At 55.5% G+C, this 25,893-nt stretch carries 23 protein-coding genes; 9 read left to right on the forward strand and 14 right to left on the reverse strand.

Features of this window, described 5'->3' with window-relative positions:
* Positions 1 to 8 precede the first annotated feature (8 nt).
* Positions 9 to 1,115 carry a TlpA disulfide reductase family protein gene (locus EJ361_RS15785; protein ID WP_164714278.1) on the reverse strand — a complete coding sequence of 369 codons (1,107 nt, stop codon included), beginning with the start codon at positions 1,113 to 1,115 and terminating at the stop codon, positions 9 to 11.
* Positions 1,116 to 1,470: 355 nt separating this feature from the next.
* On the opposite strand from EJ361_RS15785, the gene EJ361_RS15790 reads away from it, so the two are divergent.
* From EJ361_RS15790 to EJ361_RS15805, 4 genes are all read left to right on the forward strand, one after another.
* Positions 1,471 to 2,058 carry an RNA polymerase sigma factor gene (locus tag EJ361_RS15790; RefSeq protein WP_126246608.1) on the forward strand — a complete coding sequence of 196 codons (588 nt, stop codon included), beginning with the start codon at positions 1,471 to 1,473 and terminating at the stop codon, positions 2,056 to 2,058.
* Between the two features lie 54 nt (positions 2,059 to 2,112).
* Positions 2,113 to 3,276, forward strand: a complete 1,164-nt coding sequence (locus tag EJ361_RS15795; protein WP_126246609.1) for a FecR family protein — start codon at positions 2,113 to 2,115, stop codon at positions 3,274 to 3,276.
* Between the two features lie 197 nt (positions 3,277 to 3,473).
* Entirely contained in the window at positions 3,474 to 6,776 is a 3,303-nt protein-coding gene (locus EJ361_RS15800) for a TonB-dependent receptor (RefSeq protein WP_164714279.1), read from the forward strand.
* Between the two features lie 20 nt (positions 6,777 to 6,796).
* Positions 6,797 to 8,323 (forward strand): RagB/SusD family nutrient uptake outer membrane protein, encoded by a 1,527-nt coding sequence (locus tag EJ361_RS15805; protein WP_126246611.1) that lies wholly within the window; start codon positions 6,797 to 6,799, stop codon positions 8,321 to 8,323.
* Positions 8,324 to 8,647: 324 nt separating this feature from the next.
* Here EJ361_RS15805 and EJ361_RS15810 read toward each other — a convergent pair whose 3' ends face one another.
* From EJ361_RS15810 to EJ361_RS15830, 5 genes are all read right to left on the reverse strand, one after another.
* Positions 8,648 to 11,239, reverse strand: coding sequence for a DUF7133 domain-containing protein (locus EJ361_RS15810; protein WP_164714280.1), 2,592 nt, complete (start codon positions 11,237 to 11,239; stop codon positions 8,648 to 8,650).
* 14 nt (positions 11,240 to 11,253) lie between these two features.
* On the reverse strand, positions 11,254 to 13,458 hold the full coding sequence (locus EJ361_RS15815) for a hypothetical protein (protein ID WP_126246613.1): 2,205 nt from the start codon (positions 13,456 to 13,458) through the stop codon (positions 11,254 to 11,256).
* A 218-nt stretch (positions 13,459 to 13,676) separates the two neighbouring features.
* Positions 13,677 to 14,621 (reverse strand): 1-phosphofructokinase family hexose kinase, encoded by a 945-nt coding sequence (locus EJ361_RS15820; RefSeq protein ID WP_126246614.1) that lies wholly within the window; start codon positions 14,619 to 14,621, stop codon positions 13,677 to 13,679.
* 14 nt (positions 14,622 to 14,635) lie between these two features.
* A complete protein-coding gene (locus EJ361_RS15825; RefSeq protein WP_126246615.1) occupies positions 14,636 to 14,869 on the reverse strand; it encodes a hypothetical protein in 234 nt (77 codons plus the stop codon).
* 21 nt (positions 14,870 to 14,890) lie between these two features.
* Positions 14,891 to 15,079, reverse strand: a complete 189-nt coding sequence (locus EJ361_RS15830) for a hypothetical protein (RefSeq protein WP_126246616.1) — start codon at positions 15,077 to 15,079, stop codon at positions 14,891 to 14,893.
* A 153-nt stretch (positions 15,080 to 15,232) separates the two neighbouring features.
* On the opposite strand from EJ361_RS15830, the gene EJ361_RS15835 reads away from it, so the two are divergent.
* The 4 genes from EJ361_RS15835 (at position 15,233) to EJ361_RS15850 (ending at position 18,656) form a co-directional block, all read left to right on the forward strand.
* Complete coding sequence (locus EJ361_RS15835) at positions 15,233 to 15,703, forward strand: hypothetical protein (protein ID WP_126246617.1); 471 nt, start codon at positions 15,233 to 15,235, stop codon at positions 15,701 to 15,703.
* Positions 15,704 to 15,801: 98 nt separating this feature from the next.
* A complete protein-coding gene (locus EJ361_RS15840; RefSeq protein WP_126246618.1) occupies positions 15,802 to 16,860 on the forward strand; it encodes a response regulator in 1,059 nt (352 codons plus the stop codon).
* An 84-nt stretch (positions 16,861 to 16,944) separates the two neighbouring features.
* Complete coding sequence (locus EJ361_RS15845) at positions 16,945 to 17,706, forward strand: LOG family protein (protein ID WP_126246619.1); 762 nt, start codon at positions 16,945 to 16,947, stop codon at positions 17,704 to 17,706.
* A 110-nt stretch (positions 17,707 to 17,816) separates the two neighbouring features.
* Positions 17,817 to 18,656: a universal stress protein gene (locus EJ361_RS15850; RefSeq protein WP_126246620.1), complete on the forward strand. Its 840-nt coding sequence runs from the start codon at positions 17,817 to 17,819 to the stop codon at positions 18,654 to 18,656.
* A 15-nt stretch (positions 18,657 to 18,671) separates the two neighbouring features.
* On the opposite strand, the gene EJ361_RS15855 is transcribed toward EJ361_RS15850, so the two are convergent.
* The 6 genes from EJ361_RS15855 to EJ361_RS15880 all read right to left on the reverse strand — a co-directional run bounded on the left by EJ361_RS15855 (position 18,672) and on the right by EJ361_RS15880 (position 22,900).
* Positions 18,672 to 19,274: a hypothetical protein gene (locus tag EJ361_RS15855; protein ID WP_126246621.1), complete on the reverse strand. Its 603-nt coding sequence runs from the start codon at positions 19,272 to 19,274 to the stop codon at positions 18,672 to 18,674.
* Positions 19,271 to 19,672 carry a hypothetical protein gene (locus EJ361_RS15860; protein WP_126246622.1) on the reverse strand — a complete coding sequence of 134 codons (402 nt, stop codon included), beginning with the start codon at positions 19,670 to 19,672 and terminating at the stop codon, positions 19,271 to 19,273. The genes EJ361_RS15855 and EJ361_RS15860 overlap by 4 nt, the downstream gene beginning before the upstream one ends.
* Positions 19,669 to 20,205, reverse strand: a complete 537-nt coding sequence (locus EJ361_RS15865) for a flavodoxin domain-containing protein (RefSeq protein WP_126246623.1) — start codon at positions 20,203 to 20,205, stop codon at positions 19,669 to 19,671. The genes EJ361_RS15860 and EJ361_RS15865 overlap by 4 nt, the downstream gene beginning before the upstream one ends.
* Before the next feature lie 12 nt (positions 20,206 to 20,217).
* Positions 20,218 to 21,048, reverse strand: a complete 831-nt coding sequence (locus EJ361_RS15870; RefSeq protein WP_126246624.1) for a universal stress protein — start codon at positions 21,046 to 21,048, stop codon at positions 20,218 to 20,220.
* An 84-nt stretch (positions 21,049 to 21,132) separates the two neighbouring features.
* On the reverse strand, positions 21,133 to 21,957 hold the full coding sequence (locus EJ361_RS15875; RefSeq protein WP_126246625.1) for a universal stress protein: 825 nt from the start codon (positions 21,955 to 21,957) through the stop codon (positions 21,133 to 21,135).
* Positions 21,958 to 21,973: 16 nt separating this feature from the next.
* On the reverse strand, positions 21,974 to 22,900 hold the full coding sequence (locus tag EJ361_RS15880; RefSeq protein ID WP_126246626.1) for a hypothetical protein: 927 nt from the start codon (positions 22,898 to 22,900) through the stop codon (positions 21,974 to 21,976).
* Positions 22,901 to 23,180: 280 nt separating this feature from the next.
* On the opposite strand from EJ361_RS15880, the gene EJ361_RS15885 reads away from it, so the two are divergent.
* Entirely contained in the window at positions 23,181 to 24,059 is an 879-nt protein-coding gene (locus tag EJ361_RS15885) for a restriction endonuclease (RefSeq protein WP_164714281.1), read from the forward strand.
* Positions 24,060 to 24,088: 29 nt separating this feature from the next.
* Here EJ361_RS15885 and EJ361_RS15890 read toward each other — a convergent pair whose 3' ends face one another.
* Positions 24,089 to 24,523 carry an Hsp20/alpha crystallin family protein gene (locus tag EJ361_RS15890; RefSeq protein WP_126246628.1) on the reverse strand — a complete coding sequence of 145 codons (435 nt, stop codon included), beginning with the start codon at positions 24,521 to 24,523 and terminating at the stop codon, positions 24,089 to 24,091.
* Between the two features lie 300 nt (positions 24,524 to 24,823).
* Entirely contained in the window at positions 24,824 to 25,882 is a 1,059-nt protein-coding gene (locus EJ361_RS15895) for an AI-2E family transporter (protein WP_126246629.1), read from the reverse strand.
* Positions 25,883 to 25,893: the final 11 nt, after the last annotated feature.

Consider the following 25,893-nt stretch of genomic DNA (forward strand, 5'->3'; position numbering starts at 1 on the left):
GGAAATTCCTATTGAGGTGGCAAAGTATACTTTTCGAAATCGATGTCTATGGCTACGATCCGGCCATCCGGCCCTACCAGCACGTTTTGCGGAATGCCGTGGATATTATAGTTTTTGCCGGTTTCCCCTTTCCAGCCTTGCAGATCGGACGCATGTACCCAGTCCAGCCCGTGCTTTCGGATCGCCTCCTTCCATTTCTCAGCATTATCATCCAGCGAAATGCCGATAACCGTTAACGCCTTGTCCTGATGCGCAGTATAGAATTTCTTCAGCCCAGGTACCTGTGCGATGCAGGGGCCGCACCACGATGCCCAGAAATCCAGCAGCACATATTGCCCTTTGAAATCCTTTAACCGCACGGCGTTCCCGGAAGTATCGCGTGCTGCCAGTTCCGGAGCTGGCTTCCCCGGCTGGATGGCTCCCCGACGGTCTATCCGGAAGCGGAGGGCCTTGCCTTCGGCGGTTTGCTTTAATTGGCGGGACAGTCGATCGAAATCCGCGCTCAGCGTTTTCGTGTCCAGGTCGTGAAAAATGGAATAGGCCATCGTCGCGAGTGAAATATAAGCATCGGGATGCCGCTGCACCCAATCCTGCGTCAATTTTACCGACTTCCGCTTCAACGCTGCGGCGGAATCTTTCATGGAAGCCAGGTCGCGGGAGGGATCAACCCTGGCTATACTGTCTGCCCGGCGCAGCAAATGGTAACGTTCCGAATCCATTTTGCCGGTGAGCGCCCGCAGCTCCTGCCAATGATCGTTGGCCGGAGAGCCGGTCAATTGTGCATTTCCCGGGAGATACCATTGCTTGCCCTTGAGGACCAACTTCATGTCGGTATTCTGGAAATAGAGTTGGGTGAAAGACCGCCTGTCGCTCATGGCAAACACCGAAAAAAGGAGTCCTTCCGTTACGAGTTTACTTTTGAAGGTGAAGCGCCCGTTGGTTACCAGTACGGAGTCATTGAATTTCGGGTTCATGTCCGACCAGTCGATCCCGTAAAAATGGATGTATTGGCCGTTGAAAGACGTGTCTGCCTGGCCATTCAGCGTAAATTGCTGCGCGGAGGCTTGCAGGTTTGTTATAATAGCGAGGGATAACAGGGAAATGATTCGCCGCATGATGGAGGGATTTGATTTCATGCGGCAAAGGTGTGGATTCGGGATGGTTACGCACGGCCGTTTCCTGAATTCCGCGCGTTTGGTCCTGAATCGGGCGGCCATATCAAGCAAAAGCCCGCCTTTTTACAGGCGGGCCTTGCTTTCATGCAAAAAATAAGGCGTAGCGGGAATGAACGAAAAAATGGTAGCGTAAAGCTATGCCGCTGCCATTAAGTTCCGACTGACGAAATATTCGCCGGAACCGATAGCGGATTCGCACAATTGGCCTGAAATCGCAATTCCTGATAGTATTTGCGCCTGTGCTTGCCGTAGCCAACTTTATTTCCCTATTTTAGCTACATATCCACAGCAGTACTTGACCATTCACGTTTTACAGTCAGAACAGGATTTGCTCGGCAAAACAGCGAAGGGCGATCAGCAGGCATTTGCCGGGCTGGTGGACATGTACTGGAACAAGGTGTACAGTCATGCCCTGGCCTACACCAAACGCCCCGCACAGGCGCAGGAAATCACACAGGATATTTTCCTCCATATCTGGAACAAGCGCGATCATCTCGCCGAAGTCGCCAATTTCAAAAACTTTCTTTTCATCGTCGGGAAAAACCAGATCATATCCGCCATGCGCAGGAATCTGCAGGCGAGCATCGTGCCAGACGGGTCTGATTTTTACGAAGAGGTCATCCAGCCCGACCATCAGCTGCGGTACAAGGAAGCCTATCAACAGGTACTGGAAGTCATCGAACAGCTACCGCCCGTGCGGAGAAAGGTTTTCAAGCTGAGCCGGCTGGATGGGTTGAGTTATGAAGAGATCGCCGCGCAATTGGATATTTCGCGGAACACGGTGAAGGAACACATCGTTAAATCACTCAACTATTTACGGCAGCATCTCCAGACCGAAGGGCATTTTGTAGCCCTCATGATCCTTTTTTCCATTTTTTTCTGACAGGAACCACCCTCCCTTTCTTTTTACCGCGTCTTTAATTGTAATCAGCCGAAAATGGAGCAACCTACACTCAGTGATTTACTGGACCAATACCTGACTGGCACGATTTCCCCGGAAGGAAAAGCGCAACTGGCAGCCATGCTCGCACAAAAAGCGCATGCCGGCGAGCTGGAAATGCGCATGCAGGAGGATTTTATGAACGACCGTTTCCTCGGAGACGATAATGCCGCCGCGCGAAGCGCCCTGCACGCCTGGCTCCAGGAAAAAATCCAGCCGGCTCAAAAACCTAAGGCACGCATCCGCACCATCTACCGGACCGCCGCCGCGGCGTCCATCATTCTGGCCATGGGAACGGCCGCCTGGTGGGCCGCATCCTTCCGGAAAAACAATACCAAAGCGCCCGTCTCGCAAACCACCTTGCAAGACGCCCAGCCCGGCACCTACAAAGCCAAGCTCACCCTCGCAAACGGACAGGTCATTGTACTGGACAGCCTTTCATCCACCCACTCCAATTCCGGCGCCGTTCAGATAGCGGCAGACGGCAGCCTCGTGTACGACCCCGGCACAGAAGGGCTGAACACCATTTCCACGAACAAGGGCGAAACATTCTCGTTCAAACTGCCCGACGGCTCTACGGTGTGGCTGAATTCCGCATCAACGGTGCAGGCCCCCGCCGCTTTCCGCGGGAAGGAGCGCCGCATCGTAGTAACGGGCGAAGTTTTTGTAGACGTGGCGCAAAATCCGCAGCAGCCTTTTATCGCGGAGATGAACGGCGTGGAAGTACGGGCGCTGGGCACCGCTTTCAACCTGAACAGCTACCCCGACGAGCCCCAACCTACCGCCACGCTGGTAACCGGACGGGTGAAAGTGACCACGGCCGATAAACAGGCCGGTCCTGTCTTCCTTTCACCCGGCCAGCAAACGAAGCTCCTGGAAAACGGCCAGCTCGCGGAAGCGGAAACGGTGAACATCGATGAAATTGCCGCGTGGAAAGACGGGCTGTTCCATTTCGAGAACGCCAGCCTGGAAACGGTGCTGCGGCAGTTTGCACGGTGGTACGATATTGAAGTGACGTATGATGGAAAACCCTCGGAAGAGCGGAAGTTTTTCGGTATCGTTCGCCGTAACAACACCCTGCAACAAGTACTGGAAATATTGAAAGACAATGATATCAGTTTCAAGATAGAAGGAAAACACCTGACTGTAACAGCTAAATAAAACAAGTAACACCAACGCTCAACCAAAAAGGAACCGCTTCGTGGTCTAGACGAAGCGGCGATGTTTAGTTGGCCATAAACGCACCTGAAAGCACCATTTATTAGTTCACCAAACATTCCAAAGTTATGAAATTAACTTTATCAGTCCCTACCGGCCGCCCGGCCGGATGGTACCGTATTACCAAAATCTGCAGGGTAATGAAATTATCAGCCATCCTCATCCTCACCGTCTGCCTGCAAGCCACGGCAGCCAGCGTTGCGGGGCAAAACGTGACGCTGCGCGTGAAAAATGCCACTTTGAAAGAAGTTTTCCGAAAGATCCAGCAACAAACCGGGCTCGATGTATTTCTCGATGAATCGTTCCTCGAAAAAGCCGGAAGGATCAGTATCGATGTGAGCGATCTGCCCGTGGAGCATGTGCTCGACATTTGTCTGAAAGACAAACCCTTCGTGTATACCATCCAGCAGGGCCGGATCGTCGTGAAACCCCAGTCCGACAAAACCGCCTGGCTGCCCGCCGTACTGCAACAGTTCGTCAAAATTACGGGCATCATCAAGGATGCGGAAGGGAACCCGCTCGTGGGGGCTTCCGTGTCGGTGAAAGAAACCCGCAAGGGCGTAGCCACCGGCGAAACCGGGGAATTTTCGCTGGACGCGGAACCCGGGCAAACGCTTATCGTTTCCTATGTTGGGTTCGTGACGCAGACGATCAAAGTCGGCGAAGCGAGGACATTGACCATCGTCCTGGAAAAATCGCCCAATAAGCTCGACGACCTCGTGGTGGTGGGATATGGCATGCAGAAAAAGGTGAGCCAGACCGGATCATTGGCCACCGTTTCCGGCCAGGAACTGAACAAGCGCCCGGCACCCAACGTGCAGAACCTGCTGCAGGGGCGCGTAGCGGGGCTCGACATCGTGCAGGGCACCGGCCAGCCCGGCCGCGACAATGCCAGCATCCTCATCCGCGGCGTGGGATCGTTCGGTTCCTCGTCTGCCCCGCTGGTGCTGGTAGACGGGGTGATCGGCAGCATCTCCAACCTCGCACCGGAAGACATTGCCGACGTTACCGTGTTGAAAGACGCCTCTTCCGCCGCGATCTACGGCGCCCGGGCCGCCAACGGCGTGATCCTCGTCACCACCAAAAAAGGCAGGAAAGGCCAGTCGGTACTGGAATACAGCTTCAACGTCGGGCGCAGCACCGCCACCCGGCTGCCCGATCTGGTGTATAATTCCGCGCAATACATGGAGCTGCGCAACAAGGCAAGCATCCGCGTAGGGCAACCGGCCTTCTATTCGCAAGACAAAATCGACGCTTATAAAAACGCGACCGACAAAACGAAATATCCCGATTTCAACTGGATGGATTATGCCTTCAATCCCGCCACTACACAGAACCACCGGCTGGGATTCTCGGGCGGCACCGAAAAATCGACGTACAACTTCTCCCTCAACTACCTGAAGCAGGACGGCGTGCTGGAGAAGAACGACTACAAACGCTACAACGCCCTGCTGGATTTCACGACCCAGGTGCATAAGCGTGTGAAAGTAGGCGCCAACGTGAACTTCTCCCACCAGCTGATCACCGAGCCCTGGCAAACGAACGACGGGCTGGTGCTCATCCTTTATCACTCCGCCCCTACTTTCGGCCCCTACCTCCCCGACGGCAGCGGCAGGATCGCATCGAACGCCTATCCCGGCGAATCGCAGGGGCAGCGGAGCTATCCCGCGGTGCTGGCCAGCGGCGGACAATTCACAAAACGCTACAACGTGAATGCGCAGGCCTTTGCCACGGTAGACATCGCGAAAGGATGGGTGTATGAGGCCAAGGGGGCGTTTTCTTACTTCAACGAGGATTACCGCAACCGGCAATTCCCCACGCCTTCCTATTACTACCAGCCAGACGCGAACGGCGTTTACCAGCTGTCCGACAACGGCTCGCCTACGTTCGAAGGATTGAACCAGACGTTCTCCCAAAGCATTACGCAGACCTTCTACAATACGCTGTCCTATACCACTACCATCGCTAACGGGCACAACATCCAGGCGCTGGGCGGTTATGAACAACAGAGCAACCAGAGCCCATCGCTTTCCGGCACCCGCCGCGGTTTCCCCAGCAACGACCTCAACGAGCTGGGCGCCGGTTCCGCCACCGGTCAGACCGCTACCGGCAATACGACCGAATGGGCGCTGCAATCGCTCTTCGGAAGGATCAACTACGACTATAAAAGCAAATATTTCTTCACGGGCAACATCCGCTACGACGGCACTTCCCGTGTGGCGCCCGACACGCGCTGGGGCCTGTTCGGCGGCGTTTCCGCCGGGTGGCGCATTTCCGAAGAGAACTTCATCAAGGAAAAAATGCCCTGGATCAGCAACCTGAAAATCAGGGGCGGCATCGGCAACCTCGGGAACCAGGAGATCGCCAATTATCCGTACCAGGACATCCTGACGGCCACCCAATATCCGTTCGGCCCCACGCTCAACCAGGGCGCGGTGCTCACGCGGCTGGTCGATAAATCCCTGAAATGGGAATCTACCCGTATTACCGACATCGGTCTCGAATTCGATTTCCTGAACGGGCTGATCGGCGGTTCTGCAGGCTGGTACAACAAATACACCAGCGGCATTCTCGCGCAGCGGACAGACGTGCCCGGCAGCGTAGGCCTAACCGCACCTACTTTCAACGCCGGCGCCATGGAAAATAAAGGCTGGGAGCTCGAATTGCGGCACAACAACCGGATCGGGGAAGTTTCCTACGGCGTGAGCGCCCTGTATTCCGCATACAAGAACCAGGTGAAGAAAGTGGTCGTGCAAACACCGGGGACCCTGGAAGTTGGCGTGCCGTATAATTCCTATTACCTGTACGACTGGGCGGGCGTTTTCCAAAGCCAGGAAGAGATCGACAAATGGGCGAAGCAACCCAATTCCGGCGTGCTCCGTCCGGGCGACCTGAAGATCAAAGACCAGAACGGGAACGGCACGGTGGGGCCTGAAGACCGCATCCGTGTGAGCCCTTATCCCGGATACACCTATTCCCTCAACATGTTCGCCAACTGGAAAGGGTTCAACCTCACGGTGTTCTTACAAGGCGTGCAGGGCCGCAAACTGCTGGTACGCGGCTGGGGCATCGAACCCTTCGGCCAGGGCGCGCCGCCACCTAAAAAATGGCTCAACGCCTGGACGCCGGAGAACCCCAGCCAAACCCTTCCCGCCATTTACCTCGACCGCGCCAATTACCCCGGCGTTACGGGATACAATTCCACTTTCTTCATGCAGGACGCGTCTTATTTCCGGTTGAAAAACGTGTACCTCTCCTACAGCCTGCCGCAGCACCTGCTGGACAGGATCAGCTCGAAGGGCCTGACGGTCTATGTTTCCGGCGACAACCTCCTCACCGCCACCAAATATGAAGGCGCAGATCCCGAACGCGCCGGCGGCGGCAATTTCTCGCAGTTCCCGCAACTGAAAACCTGGACACTTGGCCTGAACGTGAAATTTTAGCACCTGAAAAACTTAACATCATGAGCATTCGACTTTCCATATACACCGCGCTGCTGCTGGGCCTTTCGGGCACAATGGCCACTTCCTGCAAAAAGGATTTCCTCACAAAAAACCCGCTGAACGCCATCTCCGGGGAAACGTTCTGGAAAAACGAGAACGACGTGAAACTGGCGCTCGCCGGCGTGTATTCCCGCCTGCAGACCGGTTTTTCCAGCTACAACAAAGTGTACCTGGATGGGTATTCCGACAACGCCTACGACCGGTTCGGTTATTTCGGTTTCAACAATATGACCACCGGCGTCGTGAACCCCACCAACGTACCCGGCACCTTCTACAATCCGCCGTACCAGGGCATTGCGGCTTGCAACTTTTTCCTGGAGAATGTAGATAAAGCACCGATCGGCGATGCCACGAAGAAAATCTACAAAGCGGAAGTGCAATTCCTCCGCGCGCATTTCTACATGGAGCTGGTACAGGCTTTCGGGGACGTGGTACTGTACAAAAAAGCGCCCGCCACGGTAGACGCGGCCAAGATCCCCGCGGCGCCCAGGAGTGAAGTGCTGGCTTTTATTCATGAAGACCTCGACAACGCCATCGCCACATTGCCGGACACGAAGTACGACGGCCATGCCGTGAAGGGAAGCGCCATGGGCCTGAAAGTAAAAGCATTCATGTTGCAGGAAAAATGGAGCGAGGCGGCGGGCCTGGCGCAGCAGATCATCAGCGGCGGCACATTCAGCCTGTCCCCCAGTTACAGCGGACTGTTCATTACTTCGAGCCAGCAGAACAATCCCGAGATATTGTTTTCGACCCGTTACCTCGCGCCCAACAATGTACATGCGGGTGGTGAAGGATTGGAAACCGAAGTGGGCTGGTACGGCTCGATCGGGGTGTACGCGAATCTCGGGGACGACTATGAATGTACCGACGGCAAATCCATCACCGAGTCGCCCCTCTACAATCCTGCAACGCCGTATGCGAACAGGGACCCGCGGATGGATATTACGCTCAAACTGCCGGGAGAAAAGTACATCAATCCCGATGGTACGGAATTCCAGCATTCCGACCCCGTGCTGACGCCCTACCTCATGCAAAAGTACCTCGACCTGAGCCATTTGCCCTTCACACGGGGCGGCGCATCCATTTCCACCGATCAAAATATTATCCATATCCGGTTCGCAGACATCCTGCTGATGTATGCAGAAGCGAAAAATGAAGCCACCGGCCCCGATGCGTCCGTTTATAACGCGATCGACCAGGTCCGCGGCCGCACCGAGGTGGGCATGCCGCCCGTAGACCGCGTGAAATACGCCAGCAAAGAGGCCCTCCGGCAATACATCCGCCACGAGCGCCGCATCGAGCTGGCTTGTGAAGGCCTTCGGTATTTCGATCTGAAAAGATGGAACCAGATGGCGGAGCGCCTGGCCCTCGTGAAAAACCCCGCCGGCGCGCAATTGAGCTATGGGGAGAAGAACAATGTACTGCCTTTCCCACAGGGAGAGATCGACAAGAACCCCCAATTGAAACAGAAGCAGGGTTATAATTGATGCTACCTACCCGATACATGGACAAACCGGGAATATTTCCTGGTTTGTCCTTTTTTTATTCCGACAACTGATCTGCCGCTGTGAACGAATCGGCTAAAGCCTTCGGCCCCAGTTTCAATCACCGCAGTAATACATGGTATTTTCAAGTTTACCCTATTTGGCAGATCGTAAGCCGATTTTTGCAAAAACATCCGTTTCAAACCCGGAAGTAAAACAAAGCATAAGATAAACGTAAAACCCGCCTGGAGAGGCGGGTTTACTACTTAACAAACTAAACAAAGTGTCATCATTTACATTTGAACACGAGGGGAATGCAATGCTATTTTACAATGAAAGGATATAATTGACGATCTTCTTCGCATCGGCCGCCGCCAATGCAGGATGCGGCGTCATGGGCGTTGCGCCCCACACTCCTGACCCGCCCGAAATCACTTTGGCCGCCAGCTTGCCGATGTTGGATTCCGTACGCTTGTATTTCAGCGCGATGTCTTTGTACGATGGCCCTACGAGTTTGGTGGCAGGCTGATGGCAGGCATGACAGTCGAGCCCCGCCAGCAGTTTTCTTTCCGCGGCGAAAAGGCGTTGCTTGTCTTCCTTCGCTTTCACCGGTGCAGCGGGTTTTACGGCCGGCTTCGCAGCAGCTACCGCTTTTTTGCCTGCTATCGTTGCCGGTACATTGAACGTATCCAGTTCCGGAAGGGTGAACATCGACGAGCGGCCTTCCGTAGCGGCGCGGATCTTTTTCACATCGTCCGGACTGATCATCGCAAACCCGCTACCCGACGGACGGAAGCGGTAATGTACATAGCTCAGTACATCCGCCACCCAGGCATCACTGTTGGCAACGCCCAGCGGCGCCATGACATCGGGGTAGGTTTTACCGTCGATGGGGCCAGTCAGGCCATGCAGCAACACGGCTACGAGCGCGTCCCGGTTAGCGGCCCTTTTCGAATTGGCGAGCGGCGGTGCGGCCATGGGAGCGCCGCCTATCGACACGCCTTTTCCATTGTCGCCATGACAGGTAGCGCATACCTGCTGGAAGGTTTGCCGGCCACGGAGTACCACCGCCCGGTCTGCAACGGGCAGATTGGATACGTCCATACCATATGTCTTCTGGTTTTTATTCCTTTCCACGAGCGCGGCGACTTCTTTGAGATGGCGGGAATTTTCCGCCGGGGACAGTTTCGCCAGGTAAGCTTTGGCACCTGAAGTGCCATACAGCGAAAGCGTAGCCGCGAGCTGCATTTGCACGTCGGCATCCGGATCGGCGAGGTTCGCCAGTCGTTGGAACAGTAGCCCGTCGCCGTTACGGAGATAACGTTCACTGATAATTACCGCGGCTTTTCGGAGCTGCGGGCTGGCATCGCGCAATGCAGCGCCAACGATGGAGGTGTCTGCTGCATCCAGCCCATCGAGCGTCCAGAGGGCGTGGAGGCGCGCCAGTTCCCTGGGGTGCGTGCGCAGGAGGGTTTGAAGGGCTGGGATAACGGATTTGTCTCCGCGAACGATCAGTTCTTTCTGCGCATTATCTCTCCACCATCCGTCGTTGTGCGTCAGCAACTGCGTCAGTTCGTTGCTGCTGCGGTCCAGCAGATCCGGCCGGGCGCCGGGTTTGAAGCCGTCATATACCAGCCGGTAAATCCTTCCATGCCCTATATTTTTATCCAGTGCGCGTTTCAGGATTTCCGGGCGCAGGTAACTTCCTTTCCGCGTCCAGTTGCCTTCCTGGATGATGCCGCGGTGCATGTCTACGATATACAGGCAGCCGTCGGGACCGTTGGCGGTGTTGACGGGGCGGAAATTCATATCGGTGGAAACGATGAATTCTTCGCGGTCGTAAGCATTCCGCAACACGCGGATGCCGTTCCTTTCCGCGACTTTTGCCCGGCGGATGAGGCGGCCCACCGGTTCGCAAATTACCAGGTCGCCCTTCAGGTCTTCCGGCAAGGCATTCCCACGGTAAACTGACTGTCCGCAGCAACCCGTAAAATGGTTCAGGGTACTGTCTGGCCGCAACCTGCCCGGTCCGCCCTGTACGTCTGGCGTGGCGATCACGGGCCATACGGCATTGAAATCGCCGTCCAGCTGCTCTTTCACGTCATATTTCCCGTAAAACGGGTTGATCTGGAATCCGTATGCAGGCGTTTCGCCGCCGGCGGAGGAAAAATACAGCCTGCCGTAGTCGTCGTTCCCCAGGCCCCACTGTCCGCTGCCGGTGAACATGGTATCTGCCGCCAGTTTTCCGTTGACGTATCGGTAGCGGAGGTTCTCGTAAGTCGTGTAGATGCGGTTGTCGATGTTCCAGATGAAGCCGCTGCGCTGGTGCTCGAGGTTCCCGGTATGCGGGGTGCTGTTACCGAACACCTGCGTTTTGTGATCGGCTACGCCGTCGTTGTTCCGGTCTTCATAAGCCCAGATGTTGTTGGTATAGGTTTCACTGACGAGGAGTTTACGGCCTACGCAAAGGATCATCCTGGGCAGCAAAAGGCTATCGATATACACGGTGCTTTTGTCCATCGTACCGTCGCCATCCGTATCTTCCAGGAGCGACACCCGGGAAACAGGGGCATTTTCATCCGTCCCGTCCACATCCTGCATATAGGTGCGCATTTCGGTGACGAACATCCGGCCGTTACCGTCCCACGCGATCGCTACAGGTTCCTTGATCATCGGCTCGCTGGCCACGAGTTGCAGCCGGTAACCTTTGGGGAGGTAAATGGAAGCGAGGCTTTCTTCGGGCGACAAATATGCGCCGTCCGGGTTCGTGCGGACAATGATCCGGCCGGCCGAATCCCGCGGCAATTGCTTTTGAATGGATTCTTTTCCCGGATCGGCGGATTTGCGGGGTGCGCCGCAGCGGTAGAGCGTCATGGCCACACCGGCCACCATCAGTGTAATCAGTATATTTTTTCGCATGTGCATTGTTAGGATCAGGATGATTTACGGCGATGAAGGATACGGGGCTGGCCGGGTCTTCCGTCAGCCTGAACCAGATGTAATGTCCAGGTGTCGGGACCGGACCGTTCCAGGTGATACTGCCGGTTTTCCTCCTTCATCTCTTCCTTCAGCTGCCTGTCGAAAACCCCGGCACTGCGCGCATCCTGCCAAATCCGGAACGCACTGAACAGTTGCTGCTTATCCTGCCGCTGTTCCACGCTTTTTTCGCTGAGCCCCAGCATATAGGTAGCGTCCCAGGCGATGGATTTCGCCTGCAGGTTCTCGATCGTTTGCACGGTCCAGTTTTTCTGGATGTTCTGAATACCGAAAGTACAGGGGAAATAGTTGCTGTTAAAGGAATAGCGGATGTCTTTCCCTTCGATCCCCCATTTATTGCGGACGGGGTCGAACATATGGTTGCCGCCGCCCACGTTGCAGACGCTCATGTAATGCCAGTTCCCTTCGAACACGCAGGAGCCCATCACCCGCAGGTACGGAACGCCCAGCCGCTGCAATTCCCCGAACATGACGCGCAGGAAGCGTTTGAACGGATACTGGCCATGGCCCTGGTAAGTAAAGCTCTCGAACCCGTCGAAATCGATAAAGTTCATACCGCCTTCGTGGAGGAGCCGGGCATAGAAAAGGGCGTATTCGTCGCCGAGCCGGACATCCGGGATAAAGCCCGAATAACAGTTGACCTGCAATTTGGACAAGGTATCCCCGGCACGGTGCGCCGCCGCTACCGTCTTGTAGGCCCCGCGCACCACGCCGGTGAGCGTATATGGCTGCTGCGTGGTTACGCCGCGGTATTTGATCAGCTCGCTGCCGATGCGGAGCACATTGGTACGGTTATCGTCCCAACCGCCGCTCTCGTTCAGGTATGAAGTGTCGGCCACCGTGATCAGGGTATCCGTGGCCGATACCGCGCCGGCGATATTCGTTTTCAGCACGGTGCATAACCCGCTGTTGGGAACGGGATGCACGTCGCTGCTATGGGGTTGGATGAAAGTACAAAGTGTATGCAAACCGTATGCGATGCCGTGTTTGTTGGTTTCGGCGGTGAGCGCGGTGATGGGCTGTTTTTCGCCATTGAGGCTCACGCGCTTGCCGGCCCAGCGGTCTGCCGGGTTGGTGTAATATTCGCCCATCCCTTCGTCCTGCACGGCTTTCAGCCCAAGCTGGTTCGCGTAGCTCACGAGACTGTCGTGCCGGCCAGACCAGGCCATATCTATTTCGAAATTCTCCGGATCTTTCACCCATTTACCGTTCCGGGTGATGTAAGGCAATCCTTCGTTTTTCACGATCTTTTCTATCACTTTCAATCCCAGCGTATCCGGGCAGGCGTACAGGGCAATGGACGAACCGATGAAATCCACGTCCACGGGCGTCAATTCCATGTGCCGCGGCGATTTGATGCCGGGAAAATCGTTGAAGAGCGGGTAGAAAATGGTGGCCGGCTTGCGGCGGTCGCGGGAATGCATGGTGATGGCCGCGCCGAACGCAGGTTCCAGCTTCACGCCGTTGCCATTCATATACCGGAAATATTCTTCCGGGTGGGAATAGAACGCCACATCGTTGATCCCGTCTCCCCCGATGCGGAACCGCTGGCCTTCGTAAAGACTGTCGGGCAGCGGGTATTTAACAGGATCGGGCGAATGGATGATGTAAAAACCCTGCGACATGCCGCCGTCGACTGCAGGACCGCTCGTCGTATTATCATCGAGCCCCAGCATGCCGATGGCGAAATCGTCGTTGCGGACAACGGAAATGATCTCACCGATATATTTGGAAATGGTGGTATTATAAGGCCCCCAAACCACATTGTCTACGCCATTGCGCGGCGCGAGCGACAGCAGCTGGAACCGGAAGTAATCGCCCTTTTGTTCCGCTTTCAGCCGGGCTACCGAGCCGTTGGGATAATGCAACTGCAATTCCCCGGCGGCTTTCAGCCATTTTGCGCCATCGGGCAGGATGGCTTTTTTATCTTTCTGGAGTGCGAGGATGGGTGAAATGGTCCCTTTGGGATGGTATTCCTTTTTCGTTTTTTTATCCTGGATGCTGGTGATGCAGCCATTGGCGCTGATCCGCAGGCTGGCATGGGCGGTATTCAGCCGGATGTCCTGCCCTGATGCCGGCAGGCAGAATGCCAGTACAAAAAGCGCCGTAGCGGCGAGGTATCCGTTTTTTTCTTTCGTCATGAGGAGAGCCGGGATGTTTGGTTTAACTGATCGTTACCGGAGATAATGCTGCTCCGTGTCCCAAAACTCTCCCAAATCCGCCAGTGGGTTTTCGTCAATATTATCCAACTTCGATGGAAAATTTGCAGCCCGGACTTTACCGTCTTACTGACGGGTCTGCCGCAATTCCGGCCCGAGATATGCTGACGGCATTTTTCGGCGATGCTTTCGCTAAGGATTTACGGCTGTCCGTTCCCCGGAACGATCTGCCGGAACAGCCTGTCGGCATCGGTTTTCTGGCAGAGCCCCGTCCCCTTCGCCAACGTTGCCGCCGTTCCGCAGGCGACGCCGTACCGGGTGGCGGCCAAAATATCCGACCCGTTCATCAATCCGTGAACGATCCCCGCCACCATGCTATCTCCTGCTCCCACCGTGCTTTCCGGTTTAACGACCGGGGCCGGGATGCGTTCTTCGAGGTCGCCAGTCACCAATATCGCTCCCGCCGCTCCCATCGAAATAACGACCACGGCAGCCCCGCCCGCAGCAATGATCCTTTTGGCCGCTTCGATCGCCCCGCGCTCGTTCAGCTCTTTGCGGTCGGCCAGCGCCGCCAGTTCCCCGAGATTGGGCTTTACGAGGTAAACGCCGGCCAACGTAGCCTGCCGGAGCCCGTCGCCGCTGAGGTCCGCGATCACGAGGCAATCGTGAATATCCGCCAGGGCAACGAGTTTTTCCATAAAGTCGGGCCCCGTTCCCCTGGGCAGGCTGCCGCTGACCACAACGTATTGCGCACCGGGCATCACCTCCGCCAGTTTGTTCAACAGGGCGATGTTCTCCGCATGCGAAACGGAAGGCCCAGGCATGACGAAACGGTACTGCCGGCCATTGGAAATGTCGGTCACATGCAGGTTCTCGCGCGTTTCAGCCAGCATCCCGACCGGCGCCACGGCCATTCCTGCAGACGTGAGCTGCGCCGTCAGCAGGCCTCCGTTGCAACCTCCGGCAAAGTATACCGGCAGTACTTTTTCTCCGAACCTGTGCAGCACACGGGCCACATTTATGCCGCCGCCACCGGGTTCTATACCGGGCACGGCGCAGCGGAGTTTCTTTTCCGGTTGCAACGACGGTACGGAGGTACTGACGTCTACAGCCGGATTGAGCGTAACGGTAATGATCGGGTACATAAGTTCAATATTGGTCAGATACACTGTTCCTGAATACCTTTACCGATCTGGTACAGCAGATCGGGGCTGAAATCCTCCAAATGGTTAATGGCCCGCAGGCCGTCATGTTCGTCGCGCTCATAGCATATCTCGGCACCTTCCAGCAATACCGTTATTTTCCTCCCGAGGCCACTGGAAACGACCTGAACGGGCACTTCCCACTGTTTGCCGCCGAACTGGATATTGATGGTATAATTTTCCGTTTTCATAAGACGATATATTACAGCGCATCAATGAACATAGGTAACATACAGGTCATATGCCTTCAGCAGTACCCAGGTGAGGAAATCCCGTGCAATGGGCCATCCCAGCCACGCCAGCAGCAAAATAATACCCCAGGAAAGCTCCTGCGAAGTAAGTACGCCCGTTCTTCCCAATGGTCTCGGATAAGCGGGTGCGTGAGAAATTGCGTGTGCCATAAAAGTAAGTTTTATAATTAAAACTAGGAATTTCCGGTTGCCATTTCAATGACGGGAGGCCGCGTTACGGCTGACCGAAATCATAGGCTTCACCGTTGCCGGATCATCGGCCGGGACCGGGATTTGGAGTAGCTTTTCACTAAATCTTTCGTTATGGCAAATATTTTTTCACCCGCGTTTTTCGTGATAAACGGGATATGCCTGCTGATCCTCATATTCGCGTTCCGGCGGCCGGCCCAGGCCGCCAAAGCGGTCGGGCTCATATTTTTCCTTACGGCCTTCATCAACATCGTCGTGCTCGTGGCATGGCCGGAAACGTACCTGGACCTGGAGGCGGTGGCGGTGTACGAATGGTATGTGCGAACGATCCATGAATCGTTCCAGGTACATATGCAGGCGGTGGTCATTTCCATTTCACTGGCGCAGCTATTGATCGGACTGGGATTGTTCGGATCGGGGAACCTCCGGATGGCGGCGCTTTTTTGCGCGCTGATCTTTTTCTGGGCCATCTCCCCCTTCGGCGCAGGGGCCGTTTTCCCCGCCCCGGTCATTCTATCCGCCGCCTGTCTGGTCATCCTGTTCAAAATCAACAGGAAACAGCATGCGGTAAAATCGCATGGATAATTTCAACATATTATAAGCAGAACACTTTGTCAGCATAATTGTTTATTCAGTAAATTCATAGTGTTGATCGTATGTTATTCTGACAAATGTTTTGCCCCATGCCTACAATTCTTGTCATCGAAGACAGCCCCGACGTATTGGCCAACATTACGGAGATACTCGAGATGGACAACTACGATGTGCTGAATGCAAAAGACGGTCTGGAGGGCGTCAGGGTTGCCACCGAAAAAAAACCCGATCTCATTATCTGCGACATTTGCATGCCGTTGCTGGATGGCTACGGCGTTTTGCATATGCTGCAAAAACGCGAAGAGGTCTGGAGCACGCCATTCATTTTCCTCAGCGCCCTGTCCGGCAAATCGGAGATACGCAAGGGCATGGAACTTGGCGCAGACGATTACCTCGTGAAGCCGTTCGATTCGCTGGAGCTGCTGCACGCGGTGGAGGTCCGGCTAAGCAAAAGTAAAAAACTGCGCTCTTCGTTCACGCCGGACATGACCGGCCTGCAATCATTGCTGAACGTAGTCAACGGCGCTTCCCTGCTCGATGAACTGCGGGAAGGCAGGAATTGCAACACTTACAAAAAGAAGCAACTGATCTATTCCGCCGGCAACCATCCGGCCTATCTGTACTATATCAACCAGGGCCGCGTCAAGACGAGCCTCCATAACGAAGAAGGAAAGGAGATCATTACGCGGGTCTACGGGCCGGGAGAATTCCTCGGCTACAAATCCCTCCTGGAAAACAAGGTGTACGACGACGAGGCAGAAGCCATCGAGCCCACTGAACTGGCGCTGATCCCGCGCTGCGATTTCGAATCGCTGGCCTATAGCAATATGGACGTTGTCCGCAAGTTCATCCAGCTGCTCACCACCAACCTGTCCGAAAACCAGCAGCATTTGCTGGGAATGGCCTACAATTCGCTGCGCAAGCGCGTGGCCGATGCGCTCCTGTACCTTTTCCGCCGGTGCAGCGGCCAGGGCGTCACCAATCCCGGGCTCGACATCGGGCGCGACAATATCGCCGCCATCGCCGGAGTGGCCAAGGAATCGCTGATCCGCACCCTGGGCGATTTCCGGGACGAAGGCAGTATCGACATCCAAAATGGCGCGCTCTATATCAAGGATATCCGCAAACTGGAAAGAATGGTGAACTGAACCGTTGATATCCGTCAATCACCTCCATGATGGCCGATATTGGCCAAAGAAGGCAGATCTGCTAATTTTCCGGAAAATGTAATCATGAACGCACAACTCAACGGCCAGCCCGATCCGGCGAAACGGGAGGCGGATATCAAAACAGAGCGGTACTGGCTGGAAGGGCCACGGTCGCGCATCCGCGAGCTGTTCTTCCTGCTGGACATCCTGTGGGAATTCATCCGCGGGTTCCGTATCTTCCACTTCTCCCCGCCCTGTATCGCCGTTTTCGGCTCCGCCCGCGTAGCACCCGGCACCCCGCATTACGACACCGCCGTAAAAATGGGCAGCGGTATCGCGGGGCTCGGATTCGCCGTCATGACAGGCGGCGGCCCAGGCATCATGGAAGCCGCCAGCCGCGGCGCACGCGAAAGCGGCGGCGTTGCCCTGGGTTGCAATATCCGGTTGCCAAAAGAACAACGACCGAACCCCTTCCTGAACAAATATTTCACCTCCAGGTACTTTTTCGTACGGAAAGTGCTCATGTTCAAATATTCCTACGGATACGTCATCATGCCCGGCGGGATCGGTACGCTGGACGAGCTTTTCGAAGCATTGACCCTGATCCAGACCAAAAAGATCCTCAATTTCCCGGTGGTGCTCTTCGGCAGCCGTTATTGGGAGCCGGTCAAAACCATGCTCGACCGGATGCTGGAAGAACAAATGATCGCACCCGCCGACCTGGAGCTGTTCCTGATGACGGACGACATCACCGAAGCGATCGTCCACCTCCAGCAAACAGCCCTCCTCAAATACCAGGCAAAACGGAAAAAAATATTCAGGAAATTCATCGTTTTGGGCGAGTGACCACACCAGTGATATCGTGCGGCCCGGAGCGGCTTTCCGTCATCATTTCCCGTGACGGGCATCATTGTCTGGCGATGCGGATGCCGGTAACTTTCAGTAAACTTTCCACCATGAAAAAGGTACTCTACCTGGCGGATGCTTACAAGATCGACCGCCACCCGCTGGATTTCGCTGGTTTCGTTTGCCAGTTGCTGCATGCACCGCTGACCGGACTGTTCGTGGAACTGGCCGCGCACGATCCCGCTTCGGAAAAGGCGCTGCGGGAAGAGATGATCTGCAGTGGCGGGGAAGGCAACCGGGATACGCCCATGGAGATACTCAAGGACGCATGTGTACAAAGGAACCTCTCGTTGTTCAGAAATACCTGCGACGAAGTCGGCTTCAACGCGAAGGCGCTGCTGATCAGCGATCACATCGCCGATACAGTGGTGACGGAATGCCGGTATGCGGACCTGTTGCTGATAGATCCCGCCCTGGGATTGTCGGTATCTAATCCCGGCCATTCGCCTTCAATGACGCGCAATATCCTTTCACAGTCGGAATGCCCGGTCATCCTCGTTCCCGAAAGGTTCGACGGGCTCGAAGAAATCGTGTTCGCCTACGATGGCAGCCCTTCTTCCGTATTCGCCATCAAACAGTTCTGCGCCCTTTTCCCCCGATTGACGGACAGGAAGCTGACGGTGCTCACTGCCCGCGGCGAAACCTGGATCAGCAAAAACGAATTGCAATTGATGGGCGATTGGCTGCGGGGAAATTTCCGAGAAGTGACATTCGTGAATGCGGGAGACGACAGTAAGATCGCGTTGCTGGAATACGTACTGGAGAAGGATAGACTGCTGATCGTGATGGGCGCCTATGGCAGAAGCGGCTGGTCTACGTTCGTGTCTTCCAGCCATGCCGAACCGCTCGCGAAATTCGTATCGAAGGCCTTGTTCATCAGCCATCACTAAATAAAAACTCCCGGCTCATTTGGGCCGGGAGATCGCTTTTCGGCGGATCAGTTCCCGCGTCAGCACCTTGCCATATTCGTGCGCCATTCGCTCCTGCGAGGAAGGCGCGAACGAAACGGATTGTACGGCAAACTTCCGCAGGCCGTCTGCCACGTCGTACAGGCCGCTTTCCCAGGCGTACCGGGTTTCTTCCCTTCGCAGCTCGGGCGCCAGCAACCAATAGTACTCCGATGCGTATTGGTCGGTCAGCAGGTGATAGAGGCTAACAGGAAGGAAGACGCCTTCCGTCGTTTTATTGATCAATGAAATGGTCAGCACGGCATCGATCCCCCGGTCGGCGAATTGCTGTGTCGGCACTTTGTCTTCCGACTGCAGGAACTCGAACGCATCGAACCCCTGGAACGATGTTACCGCAGTAAAGCCTGCGTCTGTCAGGTCTCCCGCAACATGCGATTCCATCCGCTGCCGCAATGCGCTGTCAGGCATCATGCCCAGCACGAGTATCTTTTTGCAGGCCACCGGCGATGCAGTAGCCGGCTGCCGAATCCGGGTAAGCTGTGTGGAATAACAGGCGGAAAGCATGGCCATAGCGGCGATATAGATCAGGATGCGCTTCATGTTTGTTCGTTTAGGTCATTGTCCGGGATTTCGGCCGCGGGCGCTTCGAACCCCGCTTTTTCCTCCAGTTCGCCCAGTGTCAGGTCATCGGTTTCGGTGGTTTCCAGCCATACGCTCCCCGATTTCCGGAAAACCTGGGCGCTCAGGCCCAGCTGATGCATGAATTGATCCTCCAGTTCAGCCACCGTGATATATCCGCCGAAATCGATCCACGCGGCGGAGTGGATGTCGCGGATTTCATCGATATGCGTGTCTGGATGTACTTTATCTTCCCGCCGGCTGCCTTCGTGGAGGCCATGTGGCTGGCGGAAGAATTCCAGCTTCAGGTGCGGGTAGCGGATGTGGAATTCGTCCTGGATCGAGCGGACGAGAAATTCTTCCGTGATGAACATTTTCATAAGGCGTTATTTTGCGGGGCCATGGCGGCGGTGCCCATTAGCAAGGTGGCTTCGATCACCGGGGCGATATGCTCCCTGGACACGTGATCGTAATCCGTAACCTTTATCTTCTTTCCTTTCCTGGCCGCGAACCAGGCGCCTATCCGCAGCAATATTTTGTCTTTCAGCGACAGCAGGCCGAAATGCAACCGGCCCGGCAGATAAAAGCATTCCGCGCCCGGCTGTAATGCATCCGGCACGCCTTTTTCGACGTAGGTTTTGACTTCGTCGAGGTTATCGGGTACGCCGCCGGCAACAACGAAAAAGATGAGCCTTTTACCTTCCAGCAAGGGCAAATTCGCCTGAAGCCACTGTTTCACCTGCAACCGGCCGATGTAAACGCTGGTGCCGATCAGGATGCATTCCGCCTGGGTGATCTGTTCCGGCCGTACGAAATCCGATTTAACGACAGGCCAATTCAATGCCGCACCGAGCCAGATGCCGTATTGCATCGTTGCTCCATACTTTCCCTTATAAACGACTAAACCTTTCATACAATTTGGATTTTAGGGATGAGTAATGAATACGGGAATATTGGCCGTCCGCAGGATCACATCGGCATCGCTGTGGCGGAAGAACCGGGAAGTGGCGCTCCGGCCGTATGCGCCCAGGGTAATGAGGCCATGGGTGCTGTGCAGCGTGGCGGCAAGCAGTTCTGCGGCGGGTTTGCCTTCGAGCGACTGGTAAGTGACGTCTTCGTAATGATGATTGAGGTATTCTTTGATGAGTTTGCCGGAAGGGATTTTCCGTTCGTCGTTTTCAGCGATGTAAATGACTTTGACCGGCACTTCGCTCAAGGTGTCGAACAGTTGAGTGAACTGGCGGATGGCGAACGTTGAGGAGAACGTACCGTTATAGGAGAAAATGAGCTCCCGGAAATAATGGACCGTTTCCGGCATCACCATCACCGGGCATTGCGCATGCACGAGCATATCTTTCACGAATTGCGTGGGGTTGGAATCGGTGACCACGGAAAAGGAAGTATCGTTGCGCACGAGCAGGAGGTCGGCGAAGCGGCTTTCCGCGACCGCTTCCACCATGGGCACGCCGGGGATTTCGCGGACGGTCACGTCCATCCCGTTATCCCGGTAATATTCCTGCAGTCGTTTTTTGTTTTCCAAAGATTTTTCCCGCCTTTCCTTCATGCTTTCCGAGATAATCGCCTGGTAATCGAGCGTACCGGAATCCAGCGACGCATATTGCACGGTTTCGCCGGCGATATTTTCGAGGAAGAGGATGGTTAGTGCGCCGCGGGCTTTGTCGGCGATGTACTTGTAACTTCTCAGCTCATGTTCCGAGAAATGCAGTGCGTCTACGGTTGCAAGGATCTTTTTCATGGTGAGTATTTTAATGAAAGTTAGGCCTTCCGGCCTGGCGGAAGAATGATGGCGGACGCGGAGGCGATGATCGTGGTCATCGTTTCAGGAGCGGTGCGCGATGAATACGGGGTAGGTATGGTCATTGATAGCGCCCGCAGCGAAGCTCCGCCTGAACATCATGGACAGGTCTGACCGGCCATAAGCCCCGCAGACCAGCATGGATGCCGGATGTTCGTTCAGCCATTCGTGGAAATGCTTCCGGGTAGTGGATTCCAGCATTTTCACCGTCAGGTCCGGGTAATGTCGCGTACAGAGCTCCAGGATGTAGTCCTTTTCCGGCAGGCCGCCATGTTCCTTAGCAGTGGTGTGCACGAGCGTGGCCGGCCATTTGGCCATTTCCGGGAACAGGAGCGCGAATTGGCGGATGGCGTAAACGGAATCTTCACTCCCGTCGTACGCCAGCACGATGCGGGAAGGAAAATCGAAGGATTCGGGGACCACCACCACGGGGCATTCCGCTTCCTGCAAAGCCATTTTCAGGTATTCGTTTGGCCGTTCGGTGCCGAAATGGTCATAAAATGTTTCCCCGCCCAGCACCAGCAGGTCGGCGAACCGGGATTCCTTGCGGATTTCGGGCATGGCCATATCAAAAGGGTATTTGTGCACCCGCCATTCGATCCCTTCCGAATGGCAGGTTTTCTCGAACCGGCGGATATGCTCCTCTATCACTTCCCCGTTGAATTCTTCCAGCATGGGGTTGAACAGTCCGGGGCTGCCCAGGGCATAACTCCAGGTAGACGACAGGTCGATCTGCGGCAAAAAAGAGCCTGCCAGCAGGATCGGCGCCTGTTTGTTAAGGCCCGCAGCGAAAGCCAGCGAACCTTCGGAATAATTGGTGCCGTCAAAGGCAAGTACGACCTTTTTCATATGGCTAATGTTTAGTTTATTGATATTGGATATAAACCGGGGAAGGCTGCAGGAGCAGCACTTCGGCCGGCAACATGAGGCGGCCGCCGGTAGCGGGGTCCACCTTGTAAAACAACTTGAACCCCGTAAACTGCGGCGGCTTTTTCCCGATGTAAGCCCGGTAGGTATCCTTTTTCTTCGCGGGCGAGCCGAAGCCGTCCATATTCATCACGAACTGCACTTCCGGCCGCCGGGTGATCGACTGGGCATCGGTGACCATCGCCTGGGTAAAGCGGTGAACGACGAGTATTTTGGGCGGCAAACCGTTTTCCCGGACCAGCTCCGCCAGGTAGCCGGAAACGGCATTGATCGTAGCCGCGTCCATAGTGCCGATGGCGGAACACGGGATTTGTCCGCCGGTCATGTTGTATTCCGGGTCGAGGCCCAGGTGCACGTCGGGCATGGCCAGGTATCCGGCGAGCGCTTTGGTTTCCGTGAGCGCATCGCTGTGCCCGGTCTGAATATCGAGGAAAACGATCGCCTGGTGGCGGCGCGCCATACCGACGATCCTGTCGATTTCCGTGTGCGGCATCCGGAGGCGGTACATCCCGTCTCTTCCCGGTGCGCGCTGGGCGGTCACGGCAACGTAATGCAGGGCAGATACCGTGGGGATCAACGAATCGGCAGCTTCCCATAGCCGCATTTCGCCCGAGAGCTTTTCCATGAGGGCGTCTTCCGGAAGGGCCCCCAGAATGCCCATGGCGGGAGAATAAAGATTGCCGTAATAGGCCACGATCCTTTTATACGGCAACAAAGCCCCCGGCAGCGGCGGCCCGTCTTCGGCGGCGGCCCACCAGGTCAGGGGGGCTCCGTGCGCCAGATGCCGGAGGGCCTGGCGCCAGGCGGCGGTATCCGGCGGCAATGAATCAGGCGCGATCCGGATGCCGCCAGGGACCGTATCCATATGTTCCCGGCCAAATTGCCGTATCATTTCCGCACGTTCCGTACAGGAAACCAGTATTCCCGCGAGGACGAGGCATCGTATCGTTGCAAGGAGCGCCATGGTACGTGGTTTATTACTCAAAGCTAACACAGCGCCTGCGCCAGGTAAATGATGTAAATACAGGGTCCGGATGACCTTTGTGCGTAATTCCGCCCCTCCCGCTGATAAGGATCAATATACAGGCGGTCGCCCGTCAATACCTTTGACCCGGCAACTTCGTACTTTGGTAAAAACGCTGCATATGGAAGAAAAACAGGCGATACAGTACGTCCGGAAATCGGACGGCGGACTGGCGACATTCTCGGAAAAGAAACTGCGCCGGTCGCTGACCCGCTCCGGTGCTACGGACGAAACGGCAGACGGGATCATCGCTTCCCTGCGGCCCAGGCTCTACCCGGGTATTTCCACGCGGGAGATATACGACCAGGCCTTCGGCATGCTGAAAGATATGATGCGCCCCGCCGCAGCGCGCTACCATCTGAAAAGGGCCATCCTGGAACTGGGACCGTCGGGATTCCCGTTCGAACAGTTTATCGGGGAACTGTTCCGCCGCAGGGGCTATTCCGTACAAACCAACCAGTTCATCACCGGCCACTGCGTCAGGCACGAAGTTGACGTACTGGCCACAACAGCCGGCGAGAAAAACTTCATCGAATGCAAGTACCACCAGGCTGGCATCAAATGCGATGTGAAAGTGGCGCTCTACGTTCATGCCCGGTTCCAGGACATTGCCCGCTTTTTCGAAAAATCCGGTCCCGGCAACCTGTCGGGCTGGCTCATCACCAATTCCCGTTTTTCGTCAGACGCGCTCCAGTACAGCAACTGTGTGGGATTACAGTTATTGTCATGGGACTACCCTTCCGGCAAGGGCCTTCGCGACATCATCGACCAGGAGCAATTGTACCCGGTGACTTGCCTTACCACCCTGAGTCATTACGAAAAATCCAGGTTGCTGCACCTGGGCGTCGTGCTTTGCAGTGATCTTCTCGGGCGGCCCGATGCCCTGAACGAAGTGGCCGTTCCGTCCGGAAAGGCAGGCAGGGTGCTGGAAGAAGCCGGCGTACTCTGCAACAATCGTCAGCACCATCGCACACATAAAGACAAAAAAAGCCCCGCCTGACCGGCGGGGCAGCAGGTGCGGCAAGCGCCTTACTTTACCGCTACGTTGACGGTGGGAGATGATTTTGTTTCTTCTTTTTTCGGCAATGCGATCTCGAGGACGCCATCGGTATATTTCGCTTCGATTTTACTGGCGATCACCGAATCCGGGATCTCGAAAGAGCGCGTGAAGCTGCTGTAATTGTACTCCTGTTTCCAGTAGTTGTCCTTTTCCTCCTCTTGCTTCGATTCCTGTTGGGAACTAACGGTCAGCAACCCTTCCGACACATCGATCCTGAAATCTTCCTTTTTCATACCAGGCACCGCCATGGCGATTTTGAATGCGTTTTTTTCTTCACTGATGTTCACCGCCGGGACGGTCAGAAACGGCTTGTTTTTCTTCCCGTTCATATCGAGCCATCCGGAAAAGAAGTCGTCCCACAGGGCCGGGAACATCGTGTCGGGCTTTAAAGAAAGCGTTTTCATGATACTTCAGATTTATAAGTGATGAGATGAAATTTTCATGATTGAAAATAACCCGGAATATCCCGCCAAAGAATGACGCAAATACGGCGGCAGCCTGATCTATATCATCCGTTCCGCTTTCCGTGCCTGCGTTCCGTCATAGGGGGCAAAAACGGCATATCCCGGCCGGCCGCATGTTTATGATACGGGCGGCTTGCCTTATCGGGCGCCCGCTGGTACCCGCAGCCCGCAGGAGGATGCAGACCATTCAATTACTAAACGGCGGATGGGAATTTCCCCAGACCGGCAAGGGAAAGCGGTTTAGCGGTCTTTCCCGGATTCCCCGCGGGCCAGCAACAACCGCCAATGCGCCCATTCCTCCAGGTGGTCTGCCGCTATTTTGGCCATGGCCACGAACGGAATGAACAGGACCATGCCGCCAACTCCCCAAACGATCCCTCCGGCAAGAATTGCTACCAGCGTTGCCCAGGTGCTCACATTCAATTGCGCGGCCACTACTTTCGGGAAGATGATGTTGGCTTCCAGGTATTGCACGAAACTGAAAACCCCGATCACCCCGATCGGGTACCAGATGGATTCATGGACGGTCCAGGCTGCAGAGATCGGCAACAATGCGCTCAGAATGATCCCGAAATAGGGAATGATGGTCATAATGGCCGTAAGCATACCGAAAAGGAAGGCATGGGGCACACCGAGGAGGTACAGACCGATGGCATTGAGGATACCTACGATCAGGTAAACGAGTATCATTCCTTTTACATATTGGAAATAGGTCCGGATCACCTGCCGCAGGATCGATTCCAGTTTATGCGCGTAACGTTCGCCCGCCATCTTTTCCAGGAACGATACGAAAACCCGCCGGTGGAATAAAAACAACGCCGCAAAAACGGGCGTCATGAACAACATAAATAATGTATTCGCCGTGACATTGACCGTACCTCTCAGCACAGGGCCTACGAACCCCATGACCTGGCCCGCCTGGTCGTGCAGCCAGTTCTCCTGCACTTCGAGCGTGACCCGGAAGTTCAATGCCAACCATTGTTTCATATCCATCAGCGATCTTTCCAGCTTACTCGCCAGCATAGGCCAATCGCCCAGGAACGACCGGAGTTGCCAGACAAGCAGCGCCACCAGCGCTGCAAACAGGGCAATGACGATGACAAGGCAAACCGTCACCCCAACCGTTCTGGAAGCGCCCCGCCGCTCGAGGGCCGTACAAACCGGGTACATGATCATCGCTACCAACAAACCCATAAACAGCGGTACGAAAAGCGGCTTCCCGAAATAAAGCAATGCCCCGCCCGCCAGTACGGGCACCAGGCTTCTGGCCAGATTATCTGTATTGCGGACTGGTTGCATGTGGTGGTTTA

The sequence above is a fragment of the Chitinophaga rhizosphaerae genome (assembly GCF_003958645.1).
GTDB classification, from domain to species: Bacteria; Bacteroidota; Bacteroidia; order Chitinophagales; family Chitinophagaceae; genus Chitinophaga; species Chitinophaga rhizosphaerae.